This window comes from Pseudomonas sp. SJZ074 (assembly GCF_007828215.1).
Lineage (GTDB): Bacteria > Pseudomonadota > Gammaproteobacteria > Pseudomonadales > Pseudomonadaceae > Aquipseudomonas.
In genome coordinates this window covers 1-20,262 of sequence record NZ_VIUE01000052.1, presented here as the reverse complement: position 1 = coordinate 20,262, position 20,262 = coordinate 1, and the positions used below count along the sequence as shown (strand labels likewise).

Sequence of the window (20,262 nt, the reverse complement as noted above, 5' to 3'; positions counted from 1 at the left end):
CCAGCGCATCGGTTTTAGCGCGAACTTTCACACCTTTGCGGTAATGACTGAGTTCGTAACCGCCGATCATGTAGATCACACAGCCTTGCGCATAAGCCAGGTCGGCGAATTCCTGGTGATAGATATTGGTGGCTTCGATGGCGACATCCACTGGCGCAGACAATGCCTTGAGCCACTTCTTAATCTCAGCTTTGGTATTGGGGATCGTTTCGAGTCGATCGGATTGGGCGTGATAAATCACCAACTCATCTTTGGCGACATCCACACCTACGATCGGCTGAGCGGTGGCGACGGGCATTGCCATTGAAAATCCTCCGGGCTAAGGTTTGAACACTTGAAGGGTTCACCCAGAGGCGCAGGCTTGTTCCTATCGTCGGTCTAGGCCAGATGCATTCTTTATCGGCGCTTGGGTGAAAGGAGGAGGGATGAAATCTCCCACGGTCTGTACTGCGGCTAACAGTCAGAATCGAGCCTTGTCCCTCCTCCTCCCTTCAAGTCCTACCATACAAGCGAGCCTGCTCGCGATGGTGGTGGCTCAGTCGAAATAGATGCCGGATGTGCTGGCGTATTCGCGAGCAAGCCCGCTCCCACAGGTCCTGCGTCATTCCCAAATTCGGTGGTCGCCAGCGATCCAGGGTGGGAGCGAGCCTGCTCGCGATGGCGGTGGGTCAGTCGAGATAGATGTTGGATGTGCCGACGTCTTCGCGAGCAGGCTCGCTCCCACAGAGGTCCTGCGTCATTCACGAATGCTGTGGTCGCCAACGATCCAGGGTGGGAGCGAGCCTGCTCGCGATGGTGGTGGCTCAGTCGAAATAGATGCCGGATGTGCTGGCGTATTCGCGAGCAAGCCCGCTCCCACAGGTCCTGCGTCATTCCCAAATTCGGTGGTCGCCAGCGATCCAGGGTGGGAGTCAGGCCTTGGCATCCAGGCAGGTTGCGTCGATCTTGCAGCGATAGCTTTTTTCCCGGTCACCGGTGGCGGTGACTTTGTCGATCGACCAGCGGCCGCGCATGAAATCCGGCCAGGTCGGGTCCAGCAGGACGATGCCTTCGGCGGACAACCCCGGGTTGCCCGGACACTCGATGGCGACCTTGAGGGCTTCGCGCATCAGCCTGCGCACTTCGCCTTCAGCGGCGGCGCGGGCGTCTTCTGCGCTCTGGAAATGCTGTCGAAGGATCTTGAACGGCGCGATGCCACTCTCCTCCACCTGCACCTTGCCCGCCGCCGCATCCCACCAGCGACTCTTGCAGCCCTGGTATTTCGCCCGCGCGGTCTCATCGAGGACGGCTGAGATAAACGCTTGATCGCCGGGACGATTGTTGGTCGTCACCGACAGCTTGATCTGCGGCAAAACCTTGCCCGACAGCGACTTCGCCTGGCCGCGTCGAGCCAGCACATACAATTGGTTGACCGGCTTAGCGATGGCGTCATACCGGTGGGCCAACCGTGTCAGGAAGCCCATATCGGTTTCGTTGGACTGGTCGATGTGCTCGATTTTTATCAGCGACAGCTCCGGCGCCACACGCGGCGAAAAACCATGCCTGGCGGTCAGTTCACGAAACAGCGCGCCCAGGGTCGTCGGGCCATGGCTGACGGAGCGGCGCTGCTTGAATCCGGTCTGGTCCGCCGCACTGAATGGCGCCGCCATGGCCACCAGCGTCAAGCGCAGGGGAAACAGCGTCGGCGTGCGCCGGGTAATGACGAACTCGCCCTTGTCCACCAGGCCGGACTCCAGGTAGCCCACCCGCAGGCCGATTTTTCCGCCGAGGCTGGGCAGCCCTTCAAGCCCTTCCAGGCTGATGACCAGGGTCAACTGATCGGATTCGATCCCCGCCGCGTCGACGTGGGTCCAACTGAGCAGGCGCTCGTTGAGCAGTGCCGCGTTCGCACCATAGATTTCCACTGCTGGCGTGAAACCCAGTGACATGTTGCCTCCTTAATCCCAAGCCGATACCGGTGCGGGTGCAACGGGTTTCAGATCCACCTCCGGCAAGGCAACCCACACCCCCGCCGGCAGCACCGGCCCCCATTCGGCCAGCCCGGGGTTGAGCAGCCAGAGCGCTTGCTCGGTGGCATCGTCACAACACTCAAGCTCGCGGTACAGCAACAGATTCACCGAGTCACCGGCGATACTTCGAACCCTACGCATTGGCGAACTCCGTCAATTCAATCACCCAGCCGACCACCATCGCCGTGCCGTCATCAATAACCTCGGTCTGGGTTTCCGACACCTTGTTGATCTGCCATAGCCCCCAGTTGCGCCCGATACCATCCACCAACGGCACAGGCACGCGCAGGGCTTGCAATGCCCGCAGCTCATCGAGCCGATCCATGGCGGTCGCGTACATCGATTTGCCGGTGATGGTCAGCCCTTGCAGACCTTGGCCGACCTGGCTGGACTTGGGTTTGCTGGTGAGAATGTCGATGCTCTTCCAGCCGCCATCCGAGGTGCGTACCAGCGAGTGGTACGCGAAGTTTCTCGACAGCCCGAAAATGAAACTGCCGAGTGCCATTTGCTGACGCATCACGTACCTCCGTCGGTCAGGGCCGCGTCACTGCGCATGGCCAGTGAGTTGGGCATGGTTGTCAGGCCGAACTGGCCGGTAATCTGCTGCACCACCAGATTGGCCAACTGGCTGGCGCTGGCCTGGTCCTGACCGTTGATGTAAATATTGGCGGTCATGGTGTTTTGTTGAGTGCTGGTCTGGCTGCTGGTGAGGTCTTTGCTGACCTGTTCCGGGGCGTCGAGCTTGTCGGCGGGCGTGGCCAGTTTTTCACCCAGCCACTCACCGCCCCAACTGCCCGCCATGCTCCCCAGCAAACCACCGATGACGCCTCCCACCGCAGTTCCCAGGATGGGCACCACGCTGCCGATCATCGCGCCAGCAGCGGCACCGGCGTAGGTGCCTGCAAGTCCGCCACCGGCAGAACCCAATGCCCTGCCGACTGCTTTGTCATCGCCGTCTTGCAGGCCTTTGGCGACATCGTAGCCAGCGCTGAGCAACATCAGCGGCGCGGCACGGCGGGTGACCGCCGAGCCCATCCGGGCGGCGCCCAGCAAACGACTCTCACTCGTCATGGAAGGTACCGGGATGGAAGCGGACTTAGCGGCATTGCCTTGCCTGGCGCGACGGGTCGTTTTCTTGCCCTTGCGGCGCTGTTCCGGCGCATCGACCGTCAGGTCTTGCCCCTCGGTAATCTGCCTGGCACCGGCCAGCGCCAGGAGTTTCGTCGCGGCCGCCGTGACGGCAGAAACCATCGCGACCTTGATCTCGGCGCCGCGTGCCAATGCCAGGGCCCCGGCGAGCACCAGCAATCCGGCGGTCGCTTTCGGTTGCGCCTGGGCCACTTCGCTCAGGCCATCGGCCAGGGCGCCAAGCGATACCATGACGCCGTCGGTCAACGGCGCCAAGGCATTGCCGCCCTCAGCGAGCATCCGGTTCTTGCTGGCATCCAGCGCATTGAAGCGCCCTTGAGACGTGTTCCCCAGCGCCTCGGCGGTGGCCGCCAGCGAGCCGTTGAACTTCGGCAGCGCCCCATCGGGGGTGCGTTCGGACACCAACGTGAACGCTTTCTGAACACCCTCCGGCTTCTTCAGCAGTTCCAGAATCGCGGTGTTGTCACCAAACAGGGTCTTGCTCAGCGCTTGCCGTTCTTGCGCAGGCTTCTGCTTGAGCGCTTCCAGCACCTGGCTGATCGTGCCCGCCGCGTCGTTGCGCAAGCCGTTGGCGATCAGAGCAGGATCAAGCCTGGGGTCCAGCTCGGCCCAGGCCTTGCGTTGCTCAGGCGTTGCCGCGTTGCCCTGGGCCAATGCCGCAGTGAAACCTTTTGCCGCGTCACCGGCATCGGCCTTGCTCGCGCCGCTGTTGAGGAACGCCGCCGCGAGGGCCGCCACCTGTTCCGGGGTCATCCCCGCGGCGAGGCCCGCCTCGCCACTGCGCTGCACCACGGCGCCGATATCGGCCGCCTTGACATTCAGGCCGCTGTTGCCGAGGTGGTTGGTGGCATCTGCCAGCGTCTGACGTTGCCCCCGATCCAGGTTCATCGCACTGCGCCACCCCAGCAACATCTCGCTGGCGGCCTTGACATCGAGGCTGAGCGCCGACGCCATCACTGCGCTGTCACGGGTGAAGTTCAGCAGTTCGTCCTGCCGTTTGGCCGGATCGGAACCCTCGCCGATGCCCGCCTTCGCTGCCGCCAGTTCGACCTGGACCAACTGGACCGCCGTGGCCCCGCTGGGCGCGACCTGTTTGTCGGCGGTCATTTTCAGGTTGGCCTGCGACAGCTGCTGCAACGCGGCCGTGTCCAGCTTCAGTACCTGGTTGAGCTCGACCATCGCCAACTCGGTCGCCATCGCTGACTTGAGCAGACCCGGTGGCGCCTGCTGGTCAACTTCGGCCTTGAGCTTGGACTTCGACTCATTTGACGCCGACACCGATGCGCCGGCTTTGAGCAACGACTGCTGCGTCGACAGAGCGACGTTCAACGAAGCCAGCGCTTCGCGCAACTTGACCTGCTCCGACACCAGCAGGCGGATGTCGAGACTGGCCGTGCTCAGGGCCAGGTTCAGCCCAGACGTTTCAGACACACTGCCCAGTGACGGCAACTCGATGCTGGCCGCACCGGACAGCGAATACTTACTCTCTGCCATCCCGCTCTACTCCTGTTTCACGCCAAGGCGAGTGATCGCGATGTCGTAACGGCGCAATGCCTTGCCGGCGTCCCACTCCAGAATCTCCGCTTCACTTACCGGGTAAATGAGCGGCACGACATCGAGGATCACTTCGATGTCGCGCTCCGAAAGAAGTCCGCCGGTTTGTTTAAAAAATCGTCGATACGCACCTGCAGTTGTGTCCAGTCGGGCACGGTCAGCAGGTCCAGATCGGGCAGCATCAGGCCGGTGCAATGGGCGGTGATGAACTCCGCGCGTTCCTTTGCCGTCTTCAGTTTCTTCATCGCCTTGGTGGCCCGCAGCGCTGGCATTTCCAGGGTCAACGAGGTCACGCTACGGCCCGCCACGCTGAGCGGTTGCAGCAGTTGCACCTGGTCGGGATCGGCCTCGGTGGCAGGCTCGAGAAAGTACGACGCCGGACGGGTCGACATGTCGTGCACGTACTGGGCGATGCTCACGTAATCCGGTCGCTTGAGCTGATCCAGCTCTTTGACCGACAGGCCGGTGGCCAATTTGGCCAGCTCGAAGAACTGGTCGTCCTCGTCGTCGCCGGCACGGGCCAGGGCGTCTTTCTGCGCGGCGTAGAACAGGGGTTTGAGTTGCAGTTGGTGGATCTGCGATCCGTCGTCACCGGTGATGGCTGACAACAGAATGTGTTGGGGAGGCGTCCAGGACATGAATCAATTCCTTGGGTGAATGTGGCCCCTTGTGGGAGCGGGCTTGCTCGCGAAGGCGCTGCGTCAGGCGACATTGATGTCAGCTGACACGCCCCATTCGCGAGCAAGCCCGCTCCCACAGGGACTGTGTTCAACTGAGGTTCAAGGCAGCAGCACCGCACGGCGCGCATCGCCGAGAATGTCGACGCCGTTGAGCACGAACTTCTGGGTGCGCACGTCGATGTCGATCACTGGAACGCCGTTTTCCAGGCGGTTGTAGGTACGGCACGACAGCTCAAGATTGGTCCTGGGCTTCTCGCCCATCTTCAGCGCGGTCTCTTCCAGGGATTTCAGCTTGCCGCCGACGGTGTGGTAGGTGAACCAGGTGTTGCCGTCCTGATCCTGGCCGGCTTCACGCACATTCAGCAGGATGTCGTCACCGACACTGACGCCCAGCGCCAGCATGATTTCCGGGCCGACACCTTGCAGGCTGAGCTTGGCGTTGAGGGCCTTGCCGCCCTTGGCCATTTCCTCGGTAATGAAGCGCCCGCCGCGCATTTCTTCCATGTCGAACTCGATCTTCGGCGGGGTGAACTCTTCCACGGTCGCCGACAACGGCAGGCCTTGCAGGGTGGCCGCGATGGCCTGTCTTACGCGGTTGGTAAACATTAGAGAACGTCCTCCAGGAACTGCTCGATGATTTCATCGCGGGCGTTGAGTTGATAAATCATGTGTTCGTTCGGCGCGTAGCGGCCGTAGTCGATCACCACGTACCAGGTGCCGTTCTTGTACTTCTCGACACTGTTGAGTTCCGGGTGCAGGTACACGCTGCCGCCCGGGATGGTTTCGTCGGCCACCAGGGTTTGCAGCCAGTCGTTGATGCGCTTGACCTCCTGGTCCATGAACGACTTGGTCAGGTTCTTCGCCATGGCTTTCTGGCCGGCTTTCACCAGCTTGCGGCTGATGGCATCTTCCAGGCCGACGTAGCTGATGAACTTGCCGGTGACCGAGCGGTTGCCCAGCAGCGAGAAGCCGCCGAGGATGGTCCGGGCGTAGTAGCTGACGCCGTAGCGGTTGAGCAGGTCGCCTTCGGTGGAGGTGTCGAGGATGTTGTATTCCACGGTCCGCGAAACGTCCTCGGCATAGGTCACCTGGTTGCCCGGGCTCTCCCATTGCTTGACCTTGGCGAGGGCGGCGATGGCCAGGCTCGATGGGGCCAGGAAGACGTTTTTCTTCGCGGCCTTGGAGTACACCGCCGGCATGTTGTGCACCACCAGGCAACGGTCGAAACCGAGGTCGGCACCGCCCAACTCCTGGCTATAAGTCACTTGATCGGCAACCGCGACGTCCTTGCCATCAAGCACCACACGCGCCTTGATGCGCTTGCCGAACGAGGCGAACTCGCTGGCCACCGCCTTGGTGCCGGTGAAGCCCGGCGCGCCGATGATGGTCAGGTCTTCAGCAACGCCACTCAGGGCCGCCAGGCCCAACTTGCGACCAGTCTGCGCTTCGATGCCGCCGATGACGTTGTTCTGCGTATCGGCGGGGGTGGCGCCCTCTTCGACGATCACCACGTAGACCGGCACCTTGACCACTTTGAGGATCTGGAACACCGCGTGATACAGCGTACCGGCCTCAGTGCCGGTCGGATCGAGCAACGCCTGGGTGGTGAAACTGTTGATGCGGAACGGGGCATTGCGCGGAATCAGCGGATCGGCCTTCGGCGCGGTGCCGACCAACCCGATGACGTTGTCCCCCAGGCCACCCATGGCCTCGGGAGATTCGGTGGCATTGACGGTAATGCCGTTGTGCTCGAAGTTCAAAACCTCAGCCATGGTTATTCAGCCTTCTTGGTGGCGGCCTTCTTGGCCGGGGTGGGTGTAGAAGCCGGCTCAACGGCCTCGTTTTTCTTCAGTTCCAGGCGACCGGCGCTGCGCAACGCACTGGCCTCCACGTCGAGCAGTTCAAGCTCCTGGCCGACGCTCGACCAGTGCCCACCGCCGGTGGGGAATGGAAGGAGCACGGTGTAGGTTTGGCGTAGTGCCATTGGGTTTCTCCAGATACGAAAAAGCCCCTTTCGGGAAGGGGCTTTCAGGGTTTGTCGGATAAGAAAACGCCCCGGCGGTGCGGGGCGTTTATTGGGGTTGCTCGGGGAGCCAGGACGGGGCGATCGGACGGTGCTCCAACAAAGGAAAATCCCCGGCCTCGGGCCAGTTGCGTAGAGACCGGCGATACGCTTGCAGCTCAATGTACTGCTCGGCCGAAAGTGTGGTTTCGGCCCCGTCTTCCAACTCATCCCGGTGGCGCGTTACAACACCATCAGTCATTGAAAGCTGACTGTTTCGCCATGCGCGCTCAACAAGTGACAGTTCAGCTCGCGTCGGCAACGGCGGGTCTTGCAATTGCGGGCGACCATCAGTTCCTCTGCCAATGATCTTCGTCCCCGACTGCGAGTCAAAGAGCGCTGCATGGTCATCATCAGATATCTCGATGCCGCCGTTGTCGGTTAAGTCGAAGGCAAATCGACCGTCCTCTTCAATCCATTTAGCAAACATACTTGTTCCTCAATAGCCGATGGCCAGCCAGTTGTAACCGCCAACGGTAACAGCAGCATTATTGCCAACCATATTGGTCAGGTAGCCCGTGAAACCGGTACGGGTCGGTATTCCGGCCTGGCAAAGAGACGGATTCGTCGCCGAACTACCTCCGGCATAGATGGCCCCCACATACATACAGGCGTTGGGGAACGCGACGGGAAAAGTAACAGGCACAGTTCCTGTCGAGACGTTCGTCGATGCATGTCCAATTTTGAATGTCCATCCGCTTGGCAAGACTTGATGGGCGGAGTCTCCGAAAATTGCAGCAAACTTAGCCGAGTACCGCATAGCCGCTGTCCCACTGATCAAGCGCCACTCCCCAGACACTCTGGTCATCAGCGCAGAATCACCTAACCCCAACACAATCGATATTGCGCTGCCGCTTGAGTTCGTCATGGCATCACCGGACGAAACCATCAACGTGACCGCCCCCGTCCCACCACATAGCACCAAAATCATGGCGCCTTGGGCCACCATTGCTGCAGGCGGCAAGGTTACGGTGATAGCCGTATCGGATGATGCACTGACGACCCCCCCCACATTTCCTACTCCCAGAACCGTACTGGTACTGAGCGAATCGAAGTTCGACAGTTCGAGCCCCATGCGCTTGACGAATTCAGTCGTTGCGAACGCCTTGCTCTTGTCGAACTGTGCTTGGGTTATCCAGTTAGGACCAGACATCACAGCGCCATATTTGAGCGCCATCGTCCCACCGATCAACCGCCACTGCGCATCGAGCCGGACAAACTCCGCCGTATCTCCCAAACCCAACGTGAGCGAGCCCGTCACGCCGTTGCTGGTGAAAACCACATCACCTGCCGCTGCCTGGATCGTCAGGCCACCGGCGCCCGCACAGACAAGCGTGATGGTCGCAGCCTGAGCGACACCTGTGGTGGAGGGCAGAACGGCGGTGATCAGCGCTGCATTGGAAAAGCTGTGCAAGCCGCCTACATGCGCCGCCGTAAGCGAAGTATTCACCGAATAGCTGCTGAAGCTTGAATACTCGACGCCCATTCGCTTGGCGAAAGCCGTGGTCTGTACACGCGTACTGCTATCGAACTGGGGCGGCGTCGTTGCCGTTGGATTGATCAACGCTGGCGAGTTAAGAGGCGCAAAGCCTTGCGTCACGTTCTGGAACGTCAGCGCCGTGGCACCCAACACGATCACACCGTCAGTGATCAACTGCCAGAACGTATTGGCAAGGGTCGCGCCCTCTTCCACCGGCACAGTCAATCCCGAGGTCACGTCGACACTCGCATCAGCATCCTTGGCTCGCACCCACGCCCCATTCGCGGCGACATAGATGCCATTGTCTTTCGCCAGGGTCTGGGATTTCACCAGGACTCGATCCCCGGCAACGACCGCGACCCCATCAATGGTCTGCGCACCGCTCAAGATAATGTTGGCCGTGGTCGCTACCCGCACCGACTGTTTCCTGTCGAGCTTGGCCAGTTCGTCGGCGACGTAGCTGGCAACCCAGGCGCGTGTCGCCTTGACCACCGTATCGTCGATCAGCAACGTCACCAGCTCGGCATTGCTGGTCTCGAAGATCGAGCGGATGTAGAACTCTTTCCCCGAACCGGAAGTCGCCAACACCGGTTTGAACGACTCAGGGTATTTGACGATGGCGTAAAGGATACCGGTATCCGTCCAGATCCCGGCCTCTCGCACATACCAGCCACCTACGTCAGAAGGGATGGTGACTTCGGCCAGCAGCCAACTCGGATTCTTCTCATCCTGGAACAGCGCATTGAGCGGTCCGCGCCAGACTTCGCGCTTGAGCGCCGTGGCGGTTGCGGCCGGGTTGTAGACCGCGCCGCCGCCGTCGCCGACGGAAATCTGCGAGAGCTTGATGGGTGTGCCTGCTGCCTTGCAGGCGGTTTCGTAGGCGATGCCTGCATCGGTGAGCAGGGTGTAATAGTCAGCCATTCAGGCCCCCTGTGGATAAATGGTGGATGTTTCGACGGTGTAGAGCCCGGCGGTCATGAAGGCCTGGCCCGAGGCTTCCAGCCCTTCGACGACAATCGGATAAACCGTGGTCAGCTCGCCGCACAATGTGGCCGCGCCGATGACGTGTCGGCCGAATGCACTCAAACCGACCGACACCGTCAAGGTGTCACGCTCGCTTTTGGCATCGGCCAGACGACGGTCGAGACGGGCGTCGATTTCTTCGTTGTAAGGCTGTTCGGTGAATGCCCTGACGGAAAAGCTGTAAGGCTGACCGACGGGAGTTTGCTCATGCCAGGCGCGGACCTCGGGCGTCAGTTGCAACCCCTTGGCCGCGTTTTCCAACGCCTTACGCGTCCCGGCCTGCCGTGCGGTGGGCCAGGCGAGTTCAACCGTCAGGCGTTTTTCAGCCTCGGGCGCTGCGGAGCTCCACTCGTTGACCCCGCGATCCGCCGCGAGATACGGCAGGAACGCCACGGGCGTGGCAGTCGGGTTCATCAGCTCGGGAAACGGCGGATCGATACGTTCGAGCAGCCGGGCAAAACCGATATCCAGGGCCCTTTCCAGCGCCGAACTGTTGACCGGCAGCAGGCTTGGGGTCGGGGCGTCGTCACTCATAACGTGTCCACCTCGACCTCGACACCCGTGCAGTACGGCGCCTGGAAAGCCGTTGTCACGATCGGCGCCAACGGTTCGAGAATCTCGAGCCGAACCGCACCGGCGCTGTGCAATGTGTAGTCGATCCAGCTTGGGTCCACCCGGCCTTCCAGGCGATGGCACGCCTCGGCGTATTCCTGCAATTGCCGTTGCGCAGCCGCTTGGGTCAAGCCCGAGTCAGGACCTGGATTGATCTTCGCCACGACACGGATCTTGTAAGGTTTGATCTGCGCAGCCTGAACGATCACCAGATCCGTTTCCGGGCGCACATCGGGCCGGGCGAAATGTTGGCGAACACCCTCGAGCAATGCCTCGGACGGTGTACCGTCACCCTCTCGGGAAAGCACAGTGACGGTGACCTCGCCCGGTGCCGTGCGGCGTCCGTTGCCGTCCTTGACCTGCGCGGCGTGACCGTCCAGGTCGAAGGTGTAGGTGACCGTCACCACGCCCGCCGCAGCGTTTTCCACCTTCACGGCAGGCCGCTCGCCGAGGGTGAAAACCTCGCGGCGATACTGCATGCGCGAACCGGCCGCCGGAGCATGGGGCGCCAGGTAGTAACGCAATCGGGAGTCATCGTCGCTCTCGTAGACCGGGGCGATGGGTGGGAACGCCGCCGGATCGCCCGGGTCGAGCAACTGGCGTTCGAGTCCCATATCGGCCAGGCGGGCATCGAGGTTACTGCCAGTGGCCCACCAGGCCAGCATCTGCTTGATCCGGGCGTTGTATTTGCGTTCGTGGGTTTGCAGGCGCACGCAAAAGGCCTCGAGGGCCAGGGTCAGCAACTCGCTTTCGTTTTCCAGGCTGACCGCAAGCCTGGCCGCGCTGTCGGGGGAGCGTGCACCGACGTACTCGACCACGAAAGTCTTGAACTCGGCCAGCAGATCCTCGAACGCGTCGACGGTGACAATGGCCGGTTCAGCCAATTGGTTCTGGCCGGGTATCAACATGCTCATGTCACCACCTCGAAAGTCTGTTTGCGGTTTTTCCAGGTGCCGGCGAAGCGCAGCAACAATCCGGCGCCTTGGCGGCTGGCGACGATGACTTGCGGCTCGAAGTCGCCGATGCCGTTGTGGGGGTTGTAGAAGGCTTGGGCTGCATGGCTCTGGGCAAGAATCAGCAGGTCATCGCCGAGGTTCTGCCCTAGCAGTTGCGTGAGTGCACAGCCATACAAAGGACGTTTCTGACGGGTGCCCAACGGTGTGGTGAGCGCCCGGGTGGCGCGCTGGACGAACTGCGGCCAGTCATCCACGGTGGCGCCGGTATTTCTGTCGATTCCAATCATGGGAAAACTCTTTATGCGGTGCTGATGACACGCCCCTGGTGATCCACCAACGGGCCGCTCAGGTGCACACCGGAAGCGTCGAGCCGGATGCCGACGGCACCCAGTTGCAGGTCGATGGCCTCAGCTGTCATCGCCAGCCGCGACGGGCCGATAGTCAATTCGAGGGATTCACGGGAACCGGTGAATGTCGCCGGGCCGTTTTTCCAGTGCAGGACATGACTGGCGTGGTCGTAGCCATTTTCCGAACCGTCCGGGTAAAGGCGACGGGTCAGCGTTGCCTGTGTCGAGACGGGAGGAAACTGACCGCCGTTGAGGCCGAACAACGCCACCGACTGCCCGCCGCCATCACCGCCGCCATGGTTCAGCAGCAGGCATTGCTCGCCCACGGAGGGAATCCGCGACTCGCTCTGGGCGCCGGCACTCGGGTTGAAAAAGCGGATCGCCGGGGTCAGCAACTCTCCATGGGCGACCTTGCAGGTGTTGGTGGCGGCATCAACTTCCTGGCAGACGCCGATGCGACAGAGATTGTCTGCGCGCCGGTACAAGTCTTCGAGCTCGGTTTCCATCCCGGCCAAACGCTCGATGATCGGCCCCAGATGCAGGCGTAGAAGTGCATCGAACATGGTTCAGCCCTCCAGTGCGGTGTATTGGTCCGGGTCGTCGATGTTCGACACTTCCCAGGTCCGGGCGAATTTCGGAATGCCCAGTGGGTCCTCCAGCAGCGTCGGACCGAGGTACAGGGTTTGTGTGAATGAGAGAGTCCAGGCGGTGTACGGCCGTGTCCCGCCGCTGAACACGGAGGCAACGCCCTCGATATCCGTGGGCCGACTGCACTGCTCGGCTGACAGGTTCCAGCGGTTGTCGACGATCAGGCGTTTCAACTCACAGGCCAGATCGCAGGCCGTCAACCCCGTGCTGGGCGAAACGACTTGCATGGAAAACGTCAGGACATGGGCGATACGCCCGTCATTGGCCCGGTTACCTGACGTATCACGTTCGATGGCGATCAAGACCCAAGGCAGATCGCCGGTGTCATCAAAGTCCTGGAGACTCCCGACCTTCAAGCCGGGCAAGGTGGTACGCAGCGTCTCGGCAATGGCGGTAAACAGCTGCGAGGGTTTTTCGATGAGAGTGGGCATTGGATGGCCTCTTTCCTGTGGATCGGCGGCACCGGCTCACTGTTGGTCGGGACGGGAATCCGGCGGTGGCACTTCACAAACGCCAATCCGCTTGGCGACCCAGCGTTCGTAGAGACCGATGGCCACATCGGCACCGGCCATGGCGGTCAGGCAACCCAGGGCGCAAGCACTCCAGATCGACATGCCGAGGGCATACAGCAGCATGGTGGCCGAGACGCCGCAGACCACACAGGCGCCGGAGCGCAGGACCACGCGCCGCAACAAAGGCCAGCCACGGGCACCCTCCTTATCCGCACGCCACATCTCGCCGGACACCCCGCCCACCAGGGCGAGCAGGATGACCAGCCAGATCGGCATGTCCAGCAACGCTTGTTGCTCGTTTGTCATTCACGTCTCCTGGGGGATTGGATTTGAAAGCTCAGGACGCAAATACCGCCCTGAGCCATTCAGGTTGAATAGCAATTGGTGCAAGACCCAGTCACCCTCAACGGGTAATGAGCATGTCCAGGCTGGTGGAGTCGCAGGCGTTGGTGGATTTCTTGTCGATGACCAGGTAGAGCGAAGATGTCGGGGTGACCGCCACACCGTTCAGCAGGAAGGTAGTACTCCCGCCATTTGCCAGGCTCCCGGACTGGAGCACTGTGTCACCCAGGTTGAGCGACCAGGCGATGCCATCCCCACATGCGTTGTGCAGATCATTGACACGCCCGAGCACATTGATGGTGCCGGAAACGGGGCTGGCCCAACGGATGATGCTCTGGCTGGCTGCCCCTGGATGCGTGGCTACATCGCCCTGCTTGAACACGAAACTCGTACCGGAACCCGTGAAAGTGAAGGTCTGTTTGGGGATGGCGACATAAGCGCCGGTGACGTCGTCCCGCCAGCAGGTGGATGGCTTACCGTTACATTCCTCAGCGTGGAACGTAGGTAAGAGCGTGTAGTTGGCCGAAGCGTTTACCGCGGTCTTGTTCTGCATGAACGACCACGGCGAACCGGCCGGAGCCTGTTCGGTCATCAAATACATGTCCCTGGCCAGATTCCAGGACAGGGCTGTATCAGCGCGGCTACTCAGCGTGACGAAGGACGACAGGAATGCAATCGTCAGTAAAAGCTTGTTGGATAGTTTCATTTGTAGTTACCTCGACGGATGTCATTGAGTACTGGTCGTGCGGCCTATTCCGCACGTTGTTCGCTCCATGGCGTTCACTCGAGGCTCAAGGGCCTTCACATGATTCAACGTCCCGCATCGGGAACACTTGATCTGGAGTTCGGTGTTCTCGCCCATGCGGGCCAGAAGTCGTTTGCAGCGACCGCATCTGAAATCCTTCAGCATTTGAAAGCCCTCCATTGGCGGCGGTAATGATTTGAAGCGCCTCACGGCGCAGGCATTCCAAAAAGCCCGGTCGCCCAGGCTTTTCAGTAATGCGCTTGATCTTTCGGCGCGACTGGCGCGGTACGGATCCATTCAAATTGTTCCTCCGGCCGCGGTCCCTGCCCGCCGGATAACTGCTTCTGGTGCTTTACGCTGCACACCCGGGCCAGTTGCCAACCCTCTGAACCGTTAAGGCCGGTTCATCGCTGCCTGTTGATGAAACTAAAGAGCGGTTGTTGCCAGCCACTTTGTCGAGCGGCTTGGACACAGAATATGCATGTATGCATATCCAGTCAATGCGTAAATGCATTTATTTATGCACAGAAAATGCACCAGCGCATTCGCGCCCAGCAGGGACGAGGGAGGGCGCCCTTTTCGAGGGCGAAAAAAACCCGCACATCGGCGGGTTTTATCTGACAGCGGAAGGGTTAGCGGGCGTACATGCCCCACCAGAAGACATGACCGAGGATGACGATCTGTTCATCCTGCATTTCCTGGAAGCTGTAGTCTTCGTCCGGATGTTCATCGCGGTTGAAGCTGCGCAGGCGGATGCCGGTGGGCAGGCGGTAAAGTTGCTTCACCCGCAACTGGCCGTTGTGATTGATGGCATAGAGGTCACCGTCGACAATGTCGCCGATCCCGCATTTGCCCGCGTTCACCCCGACCGTGGCCCCGTCGCGCAGCACCGGCAACATGCTGTTGCCACGCACCGTTACGCATTTGGCCTGGTCGAACTGCACGCCGTTATGACGCAGGCTGCGCTTGCCAAAACGCAGGCTGGAGCGCTCGCTCTCCTCGATGACGAATCTTCCTGATCCAGCAGCCAATTCAACCTCACGCAGAAAAGGGACCGATACCTCGTCTTCTTCGACGGGGGTATCGTCGTCCCACAGGCTTATGTCCTTGAGCTCGGAATGTGGCTCGTCGCGGCGGCTGTTGCCGGCAGGCGCAACATCGGCGCGCCCGCGCAACTGGTCGGTGCTCACGGCAAAGTACTCGGCAATCTTCGAGATGTGTTTATCCGAAGGGTCGACGATCTTGCCGCTGAGAATCCGCGAGAGGGTGGATTGAGGCACGCCGGTACGCCGGTGAAGCTCCGTGGGGGAGATCCCGTGCTGATCGAGCAATGCTCTTAATACCGTAGAAACGTTGCGTTTTTGCATAACGCGCATGATGCTTGTTCTTTTTGCAGAAGACAAATGCTGTTTTGCATAAATATGGGATACAGCTTGTTCAGTCCATTGTGGCGAGGGAATTTCCCCTACAACGTTGTGGGAAATTCCTCGATTCGCGTCCTTCAAATGTGCGACACCAGGCTACATCGCCTTGCGTCTCTGCCTACGACTGCGCCAGAATCCGCCGGCTTGTTCACCTTGGATCCCATCGGTACTTTTGTTCTCGTCACTGCCCATCAGTGATCGGGTTTAGTCGCTCGGTACTCCAAGGTGCTCACTGCTCCATTCAGTCAGGTAATCCTATGCCTGCACCTGATGGTGGCTGTGCGCAGGGCGCCCTCGGGCGCGCCGGTTCCTTGGATCCCCGGTCGACTAACCTGCGTACAGCTGCCACCCCCTCGTTTAGTCGCGAGTGAGTAGTGGCTCAACTTCAAGGATCCAGAAGCATGATCAAGCACACTCCGAATCCCCCATCCACAGACAATTCCACATCCCGCTCCCAATCAGCCAAAGCCAAGGAGCTCGACGAAGCCGCCACCCGAGCCTTGGACTATTACCTCAAGCCGAAAACCGACAAAGACACAACCGACACGTTCGACACCCTTTTCATCATCGCCCCTGACGTCGACGCCGAATGCCTGCTCGCCAACCTCAGCGAAACCCTGGCCTCGGCCAATGCGATGGTCAGTGACCTGGCGTTCGATCTGGAGGGCTCGCGGCGGCATATCGCGTTGGGGGTCCAGCAGATGATTGAGTTGGGCCAGTTGCTGGCGAATCGGGCGTTGGATGTGGTTGAGCCGAGGTAACGCATTCATCAACGTATGACCCCATGTGGGAGCGAGCCTGCTCGCGATGGCGGCGCAACAGTCGGCAGATACGTTGCCTGACACGCCGCTATCGCGAGCAGGCTCGCTCCCACAGGGTTACCTCGCGGCTTATCCGACCGACATCAGCCATATGTTGGCTTTTTAGCGCCGGCAATCAAGGGCTACCGTTCAAAGCTCCATTGGAGCCACTCCATCTGGGTCGCACCAGCCCCCCCATGTTAACCTTGCGCCCATCGCGGAAAAGCCGGGCCGATGCCCCTCCTTTTGCCCCATACCTTTCGATGAGTTTGCCTGACACCGATGAATACAGCCGTGAACGATCTGTCCTCCCACACGCCGATGATGCAGCAGTACTGGCGCCTGAAGAATCAGCACCCCGATCAGCTGATGTTCTATCGCATGGGCGACTTCTACGAAATCTTCTATGAGGATGCGAAGAAGGCCGCCAAGCTCTTGGACATCACCCTGACGGCGCGTGGGCAGTCGGCGGGCATGGCGATTCCGATGTGTGGGATTCCTTACCATGCGGCGGAAGGTTACCTGGCGAAACTGGTCAAGCTCGGTGAGTCGGTGGTGATCTGCGAGCAGGTCGGTGACCCGGCCACCAGCAAGGGGCCGGTGGAAAGGCAGGTGGTGCGCATCATCACGCCGGGTACGGTCAGTGATGAGGCATTGCTGGATGAACGCCGGGACAACCTGATCGCCGCCGTGCTGGGGGACGAGCGCCTGTTCGGCCTGGCAGTGCTGGACATCACCAGTGGCAATTTCTCAGTGCTGGAGATCAAGGGTTGGGAGAACCTGCTGGCGGAGCTGGAGCGGGTCAACCCGGTGGAGCTGTTGATTCCCGACGATTGGCCCAAGGACTTGCCGGCGGAAAAACGCCGTGGCGTTCGGCGTCGTGCGCCGTGGGATTTCGAACGTGACTCGGCGCTGAAAAGTCTCTGCCAACAGTTTTCCACCCAGGATCTCAAGGGCTTCGGTTGCGAAAACCTGACCCTGGCCATCGGCGCCGCCGGTTGCTTGTTGGCCTATGCCAAGGAAACCCAACGCACCACCCTGCCCCACTTGCGCAGCCTGCGCCACGAGCGCCTGGACGACACGGTGGTGCTGGACGGCGCGAGCCGCCGCAACCTGGAACTGGACACCAACCTGGCCGGCGGGCGCGACAACACGTTGCAATCGGTGGTCGATCGCTGCCAGACCGCCATGGGCAGCCGCCTGCTGACCCGCTGGTTGAATCGGCCGCTGCGGGACCTGACCGTGCTGCTGGCGCGTCAATCCTCCATTACTTGTCTGCTGGATCGTTATCGCTTCGAGCAGCTGCAGCCGCAGCTCAAGGAAATCGGTGACATCGAGCGGATCCTCGCGCGGATCGGCCTGCGCAACGCCCGTCCGCGAGATCTGGCACGCCTGCGCGATGCCCTTGGCGCGCTGCCGGAACTCCAGGTGGCGATGACCGACCTCGAAGCCCCGCACCTGCAACAACTGGCGCGTATCACCAGCACGTACCCGGACCTGGCCGCGCTGCTGGAAAAAGCCATCATCGACAACCCGCCCGCCGTGATCCGTGACGGTGGCGTGCTGAAAACCGGCTATGACGCCGAGCTCGACGAGCTGCAAGCCCTTAGCGAAAACGCCGGCCAGTTCCTGATCGACCTCGAAGCCCGGGAAAAAGCCCGCACCGGCCTGAGTAACCTCAAGGTCGGCTACAACCGCATCCACGGCTACTTCATCGAACTGCCGAGCAAGCAGGCCGAGCAAGCACCGGCCGACTACGTTCGTCGCCAGACCCTCAAAGGCGCCGAACGCTTCATCACCCCGGAACTCAAGGCCTTCGAAGACAAGGCACTGTCGGCCAAGAGCCGCGCCCTGGCCCGTGAGAAGATGCTCTACGAGGCACTGCTCGAAGACCTGATCAGCCAACTGCCGCCCCTGCAGGACACCGCGGCGGCCTTGGCGGAACTGGACGTGCTGAGTAACCTGGCCGAGCGCGCGCTGAACCTGGACCTTAACTGCCCACGCTTCGTCAGCGAGCCGTGCATGCGCATCAGTCAGGGTCGCCACCCGGTGGTCGAGCAGGTACTGACCACCCCGTTCGTGGCCAACGACCTGAGCCTGGACGACAACACCCGCATGCTGGTGATCACCGGCCCGAACATGGGCGGTAAATCCACCTACATGCGCCAGACTGCGCTGATCGTGCTGCTGGCCCACATTGGCAGCTTCGTGCCAGCGGCCAGCTGCGAATTGTCCCTGGTCGACCGGATATTCACCCGGATCGGCTCCAGTGACGACCTGGCCGGCGGACGCTCCACCTTCATGGTGGAAATGAGCGAAACCGCGAACATCCTGCACAACGCCACCGAGCGCAGCCTGGTGCTGATGGACGAGGTCGGGCGCGGCACCAGTACCTTCGACGGCCTGTCGCTGGCCTGGGCGGCGGCCGAACGCCTGGCGCATTTACGGGCCTACACGCTGTTCGCTACCCATTATTTCGAGCTGACGGTGCTGCCGGAAAGCCAGCCACTGGTGGCCAACGTCCACCTCAACGCCACCGAGCACAACGAGCGCATCGTGTTCCTGCACCATGTGCTGCCCGGTCCGGCCAGCCAGAGCTACGGCCTGGCGGTGGCGCAACTGGCGGGTGTGCCAGCCGAGGTGATCAGCCGCGCCCGCGAGCACCTGAGCCGCCTGGAAACCTCCAGCCTGCCCCATGAAACACCACGCCCGAGCAAAGGCAAACCGGCCGTACCGCAGCAAAGCGACCTGTTCGCCAGCCTGCCCCATCCGGTGCTCGACGAACTGGCCAAAGTCGACCTGGACGACCTGACACCACGCCGGGCACTGGATTTACTCTATGCATTGAAGACACGGATCTAACGCAAGGGCGTTCAAGCTGTTAGAATCGCGCGCGGTTTGGGATGCTGCGGACTATTAGCCTGGTCCGCTCCCAAGCCTGGCGACCCCACCGTGAAGAGGGATCCGCTGCCGCCGCCTGAGGAGAGAATTAGAAATGACCTTCGTCGTCACCGACAACTGCATCAAGTGCAAGTACACCGACTGCGTAGAAGTCTGTCCGGTGGACTGCTTTTACGAAGGGCCGAATTTTCTGGTCATTCACCCGGATGAGTGCATCGACTGCGCCCTGTGTGAACCGGAATGCCCGGCACAAGCCATTTTCTCGGAAGACGAAGTGCCGGCTGGCATGGAGAACTTCATCGAGCTGAACGCCGAACTGGCGGACATCTGGCCGAACATCACCGAGAAGAAAGATGCGCTGCCGGACGCTGAAGAGTGGGATGGCAAGCCAGGCAAGATCGCAGACCTCGAACGCTGATCATCCGCGTTCTTCGAAAAGGCCCCTTGCGGGCCTTTTTGCTTCCGATGGCCGAATCGAACTCAGAGCGCCCGTAGAGGCATACCCAAGCAGAGCGTGGGCACGATTCGCAGGCAAAAAAAAGGGGCGGTTTGACCCGCCCACATTTTTCCCTAATCCCTTTGATCCTTTTCATCATCCTGATGAATCGCATCCTGCGATGTCCTTCCTTCCCCATCGTCCGTGACAGGTGTGTCTGTCCGTCGACACAGGACTGATATTAGTGTTTTCCCCAGCGAGTGCAATTCATCCGAAGCGGCAGACAGCACCCGTCACACTTCGTTCATCCATTTAAATACCCTTTTAAATCAATTAGATACTTAAAGGAAACAGCCTTGAGTGTCGTCTGTCCCCGGCCACGAGGAACCGAACGCTTACACAACACTAGGCAAAAGCTTACAAACCGAGCCGCAAACCTGGCAGGACCGAAAAACCGTCCCCAGAAACGGAAAAGCCCCGAACCGGTCGTAATGCTGTTCACTTAAGCGGAGCGGCCTTACGATCTACCGGATACCGAGTTTTGGAAATCTTCACTGTCCTCGGCCGCCCTGGCCTTGGACG

The 20,262-nt window shown here is 60.8% G+C and carries 23 protein-coding genes; 3 read left to right on the top strand and 20 right to left on the bottom strand.

Annotated elements, in window-relative coordinates; genetic code table 11:
* From FBX99_RS28450 to FBX99_RS28345, 20 genes are all read right to left on the bottom strand, one after another.
* A partial coding sequence (locus FBX99_RS28450) for a transposase (RefSeq protein WP_145133770.1) occupies positions 1-304 on the bottom strand: 304 nt, incomplete at its 3' end.
* Between the two features lie 607 nt (positions 305-911).
* Positions 912-1,928 carry a contractile injection system protein, VgrG/Pvc8 family gene (locus FBX99_RS28440; protein WP_144931741.1) on the bottom strand — a complete coding sequence of 339 codons (1,017 nt, stop codon included), beginning with the start codon at positions 1,926-1,928 and terminating at the stop codon, positions 912-914.
* A gap of 9 nt (positions 1,929-1,937) precedes the next feature.
* Positions 1,938-2,150, bottom strand: coding sequence for a tail protein X (locus FBX99_RS28435; protein WP_047701972.1), 213 nt, complete (start codon positions 2,148-2,150; stop codon positions 1,938-1,940).
* Positions 2,143-2,526, bottom strand: a complete 384-nt coding sequence (locus FBX99_RS28430) for a phage tail protein (protein ID WP_024779062.1) — start codon at positions 2,524-2,526, stop codon at positions 2,143-2,145. The genes FBX99_RS28435 and FBX99_RS28430 overlap by 8 nt, the downstream gene beginning before the upstream one ends.
* Positions 2,526-4,652 carry a phage tail tape measure protein gene (locus FBX99_RS28425; protein ID WP_145133768.1) on the bottom strand — a complete coding sequence of 709 codons (2,127 nt, stop codon included), beginning with the start codon at positions 4,650-4,652 and terminating at the stop codon, positions 2,526-2,528. Before FBX99_RS28425 ends, FBX99_RS28430 begins: the two co-directional genes overlap by 1 nt.
* A 128-nt stretch (positions 4,653-4,780) precedes the next feature.
* Entirely contained in the window at positions 4,781-5,350 is a 570-nt protein-coding gene (locus FBX99_RS28420; protein ID WP_144931746.1) for a phage tail assembly protein, read from the bottom strand.
* A 141-nt stretch (positions 5,351-5,491) separates the two neighbouring features.
* The gene (locus tag FBX99_RS28410; RefSeq protein ID WP_144931672.1) at positions 5,492-5,998 is read right to left on the bottom strand and encodes a phage major tail tube protein; all 507 of its coding nucleotides are present in this window, start codon (positions 5,996-5,998) and stop codon (positions 5,492-5,494) included.
* The gene (locus FBX99_RS28405; RefSeq protein WP_145133765.1) at positions 5,998-7,164 is read right to left on the bottom strand and encodes a phage tail protein; all 1,167 of its coding nucleotides are present in this window, start codon (positions 7,162-7,164) and stop codon (positions 5,998-6,000) included. The genes FBX99_RS28410 and FBX99_RS28405 overlap by 1 nt, the downstream gene beginning before the upstream one ends.
* 2 nt (positions 7,165-7,166) lie before the next feature.
* Positions 7,167-7,376, bottom strand: coding sequence for a hypothetical protein (locus FBX99_RS28400; protein WP_145133763.1), 210 nt, complete (start codon positions 7,374-7,376; stop codon positions 7,167-7,169).
* Positions 7,377-7,464: 88 nt separating this feature from the next.
* Positions 7,465-7,884, bottom strand: coding sequence for a phage tail protein (locus FBX99_RS28395; protein WP_145133761.1), 420 nt, complete (start codon positions 7,882-7,884; stop codon positions 7,465-7,467).
* A gap of 9 nt (positions 7,885-7,893) precedes the next feature.
* Positions 7,894-9,855: a phage tail protein gene (locus tag FBX99_RS29355; protein WP_256664142.1), complete on the bottom strand. Its 1,962-nt coding sequence runs from the start codon at positions 9,853-9,855 to the stop codon at positions 7,894-7,896.
* Positions 9,856-10,491: a phage tail protein I gene (locus FBX99_RS28385; protein ID WP_145133759.1), complete on the bottom strand. Its 636-nt coding sequence runs from the start codon at positions 10,489-10,491 to the stop codon at positions 9,856-9,858.
* A complete protein-coding gene (locus FBX99_RS28380; protein ID WP_145133757.1) occupies positions 10,488-11,483 on the bottom strand; it encodes a baseplate J/gp47 family protein in 996 nt (331 codons plus the stop codon). Before FBX99_RS28380 ends, FBX99_RS28385 begins: the two co-directional genes overlap by 4 nt.
* Positions 11,480-11,812 carry a phage baseplate protein gene (locus FBX99_RS28375; RefSeq protein WP_024779051.1) on the bottom strand — a complete coding sequence of 111 codons (333 nt, stop codon included), beginning with the start codon at positions 11,810-11,812 and terminating at the stop codon, positions 11,480-11,482. Before FBX99_RS28375 ends, FBX99_RS28380 begins: the two co-directional genes overlap by 4 nt.
* Before the next feature lie 11 nt (positions 11,813-11,823).
* The gene (locus FBX99_RS28370) at positions 11,824-12,435 is read right to left on the bottom strand and encodes a phage baseplate assembly protein V (protein WP_144931660.1); all 612 of its coding nucleotides are present in this window, start codon (positions 12,433-12,435) and stop codon (positions 11,824-11,826) included.
* 3 nt (positions 12,436-12,438) lie between these two features.
* The gene (locus FBX99_RS28365; RefSeq protein WP_144931658.1) at positions 12,439-12,951 is read right to left on the bottom strand and encodes a hypothetical protein; all 513 of its coding nucleotides are present in this window, start codon (positions 12,949-12,951) and stop codon (positions 12,439-12,441) included.
* A gap of 36 nt (positions 12,952-12,987) precedes the next feature.
* Positions 12,988-13,338: a phage holin family protein gene (locus FBX99_RS28360; protein WP_144931656.1), complete on the bottom strand. Its 351-nt coding sequence runs from the start codon at positions 13,336-13,338 to the stop codon at positions 12,988-12,990.
* Positions 13,339-13,435: 97 nt separating this feature from the next.
* Complete coding sequence (locus tag FBX99_RS28355) at positions 13,436-14,080, bottom strand: hypothetical protein (RefSeq protein ID WP_145133755.1); 645 nt, start codon at positions 14,078-14,080, stop codon at positions 13,436-13,438.
* Positions 14,081-14,101: 21 nt separating this feature from the next.
* Positions 14,102-14,284, bottom strand: a complete 183-nt coding sequence (locus FBX99_RS28350; RefSeq protein WP_145133772.1) for a Com family DNA-binding transcriptional regulator — start codon at positions 14,282-14,284, stop codon at positions 14,102-14,104.
* 467 nt (positions 14,285-14,751) lie between these two features.
* Complete coding sequence (locus tag FBX99_RS28345; RefSeq protein ID WP_139647677.1) at positions 14,752-15,486, bottom strand: XRE family transcriptional regulator; 735 nt, start codon at positions 15,484-15,486, stop codon at positions 14,752-14,754.
* A gap of 458 nt (positions 15,487-15,944) precedes the next feature.
* On the opposite strand from FBX99_RS28345, the gene FBX99_RS28340 reads away from it, so the two are divergent.
* The 3 genes from FBX99_RS28340 (at position 15,945) to fdxA (ending at position 19,662) form a co-directional block, all read left to right on the top strand.
* Positions 15,945-16,304: a DUF6124 family protein gene (locus FBX99_RS28340; RefSeq protein WP_145133753.1), complete on the top strand. Its 360-nt coding sequence runs from the start codon at positions 15,945-15,947 to the stop codon at positions 16,302-16,304.
* Between the two features lie 333 nt (positions 16,305-16,637).
* Entirely contained in the window at positions 16,638-19,205 is a 2,568-nt protein-coding gene (gene mutS / locus FBX99_RS28335) for a DNA mismatch repair protein MutS (protein WP_178112114.1), read from the top strand.
* A gap of 133 nt (positions 19,206-19,338) precedes the next feature.
* Positions 19,339-19,662 (top strand): ferredoxin FdxA, encoded by a 324-nt coding sequence (fdxA, locus tag FBX99_RS28330; protein ID WP_072387901.1) that lies wholly within the window; start codon positions 19,339-19,341, stop codon positions 19,660-19,662.
* Positions 19,663-20,262: the final 600 nt, after the last annotated feature.

What these genes read in the sequence shown, in the direction of transcription:
- FBX99_RS28410 (WP_144931672.1), bottom strand. Translation starts at nt 5,998, where the DNA reads ATGTTTACCAACCGCGTAAGACAGGCCATCGCGGCCACCCTGCAAGGC.
- FBX99_RS28355 (WP_145133755.1), bottom strand. Translation starts at nt 14,080, where the DNA reads ATGAAACTATCCAACAAGCTTTTACTGACGATTGCATTCCTGTCGTCC.
- fdxA (WP_072387901.1), top strand. Translation starts at nt 19,339, where the DNA reads ATGACCTTCGTCGTCACCGACAACTGCATCAAGTGCAAGTACACCGAC.
- FBX99_RS28370 (WP_144931660.1), bottom strand. Translation starts at nt 12,435, where the DNA reads ATGTTCGATGCACTTCTACGCCTGCATCTGGGGCCGATCATCGAGCGT.
- FBX99_RS28365 (WP_144931658.1), bottom strand. Translation starts at nt 12,951, where the DNA reads ATGCCCACTCTCATCGAAAAACCCTCGCAGCTGTTTACCGCCATTGCC.
- FBX99_RS28420 (WP_144931746.1), bottom strand. Translation starts at nt 5,350, where the DNA reads ATGTCCTGGACGCCTCCCCAACACATTCTGTTGTCAGCCATCACCGGT.
- FBX99_RS28395 (WP_145133761.1), bottom strand. Translation starts at nt 7,884, where the DNA reads ATGTTTGCTAAATGGATTGAAGAGGACGGTCGATTTGCCTTCGACTTA.
- FBX99_RS28345 (WP_139647677.1), bottom strand. Translation starts at nt 15,486, where the DNA reads ATGCAAAAACGCAACGTTTCTACGGTATTAAGAGCATTGCTCGATCAG.
- FBX99_RS28430 (WP_024779062.1), bottom strand. Translation starts at nt 2,526, where the DNA reads ATGCGTCAGCAAATGGCACTCGGCAGTTTCATTTTCGGGCTGTCGAGA.
- FBX99_RS28440 (WP_144931741.1), bottom strand. Translation starts at nt 1,928, where the DNA reads ATGTCACTGGGTTTCACGCCAGCAGTGGAAATCTATGGTGCGAACGCG.
- FBX99_RS28360 (WP_144931656.1), bottom strand. Translation starts at nt 13,338, where the DNA reads ATGACAAACGAGCAACAAGCGTTGCTGGACATGCCGATCTGGCTGGTC.
- FBX99_RS28375 (WP_024779051.1), bottom strand. Translation starts at nt 11,812, where the DNA reads ATGATTGGAATCGACAGAAATACCGGCGCCACCGTGGATGACTGGCCG.
- FBX99_RS28435 (WP_047701972.1), bottom strand. Translation starts at nt 2,150, where the DNA reads ATGCGTAGGGTTCGAAGTATCGCCGGTGACTCGGTGAATCTGTTGCTG.
- FBX99_RS28350 (WP_145133772.1), bottom strand. Translation starts at nt 14,284, where the DNA reads ATGCTGAAGGATTTCAGATGCGGTCGCTGCAAACGACTTCTGGCCCGC.
- FBX99_RS28380 (WP_145133757.1), bottom strand. Translation starts at nt 11,483, where the DNA reads ATGAGCATGTTGATACCCGGCCAGAACCAATTGGCTGAACCGGCCATT.
- FBX99_RS29355 (WP_256664142.1), bottom strand. Translation starts at nt 9,855, where the DNA reads ATGGCTGACTATTACACCCTGCTCACCGATGCAGGCATCGCCTACGAA.
- FBX99_RS28405 (WP_145133765.1), bottom strand. Translation starts at nt 7,164, where the DNA reads ATGGCTGAGGTTTTGAACTTCGAGCACAACGGCATTACCGTCAATGCC.
- FBX99_RS28425 (WP_145133768.1), bottom strand. Translation starts at nt 4,652, where the DNA reads ATGGCAGAGAGTAAGTATTCGCTGTCCGGTGCGGCCAGCATCGAGTTG.
- FBX99_RS28340 (WP_145133753.1), top strand. Translation starts at nt 15,945, where the DNA reads ATGATCAAGCACACTCCGAATCCCCCATCCACAGACAATTCCACATCC.
- FBX99_RS28400 (WP_145133763.1), bottom strand. Translation starts at nt 7,376, where the DNA reads ATGGCACTACGCCAAACCTACACCGTGCTCCTTCCATTCCCCACCGGC.
- FBX99_RS28385 (WP_145133759.1), bottom strand. Translation starts at nt 10,491, where the DNA reads ATGAGTGACGACGCCCCGACCCCAAGCCTGCTGCCGGTCAACAGTTCG.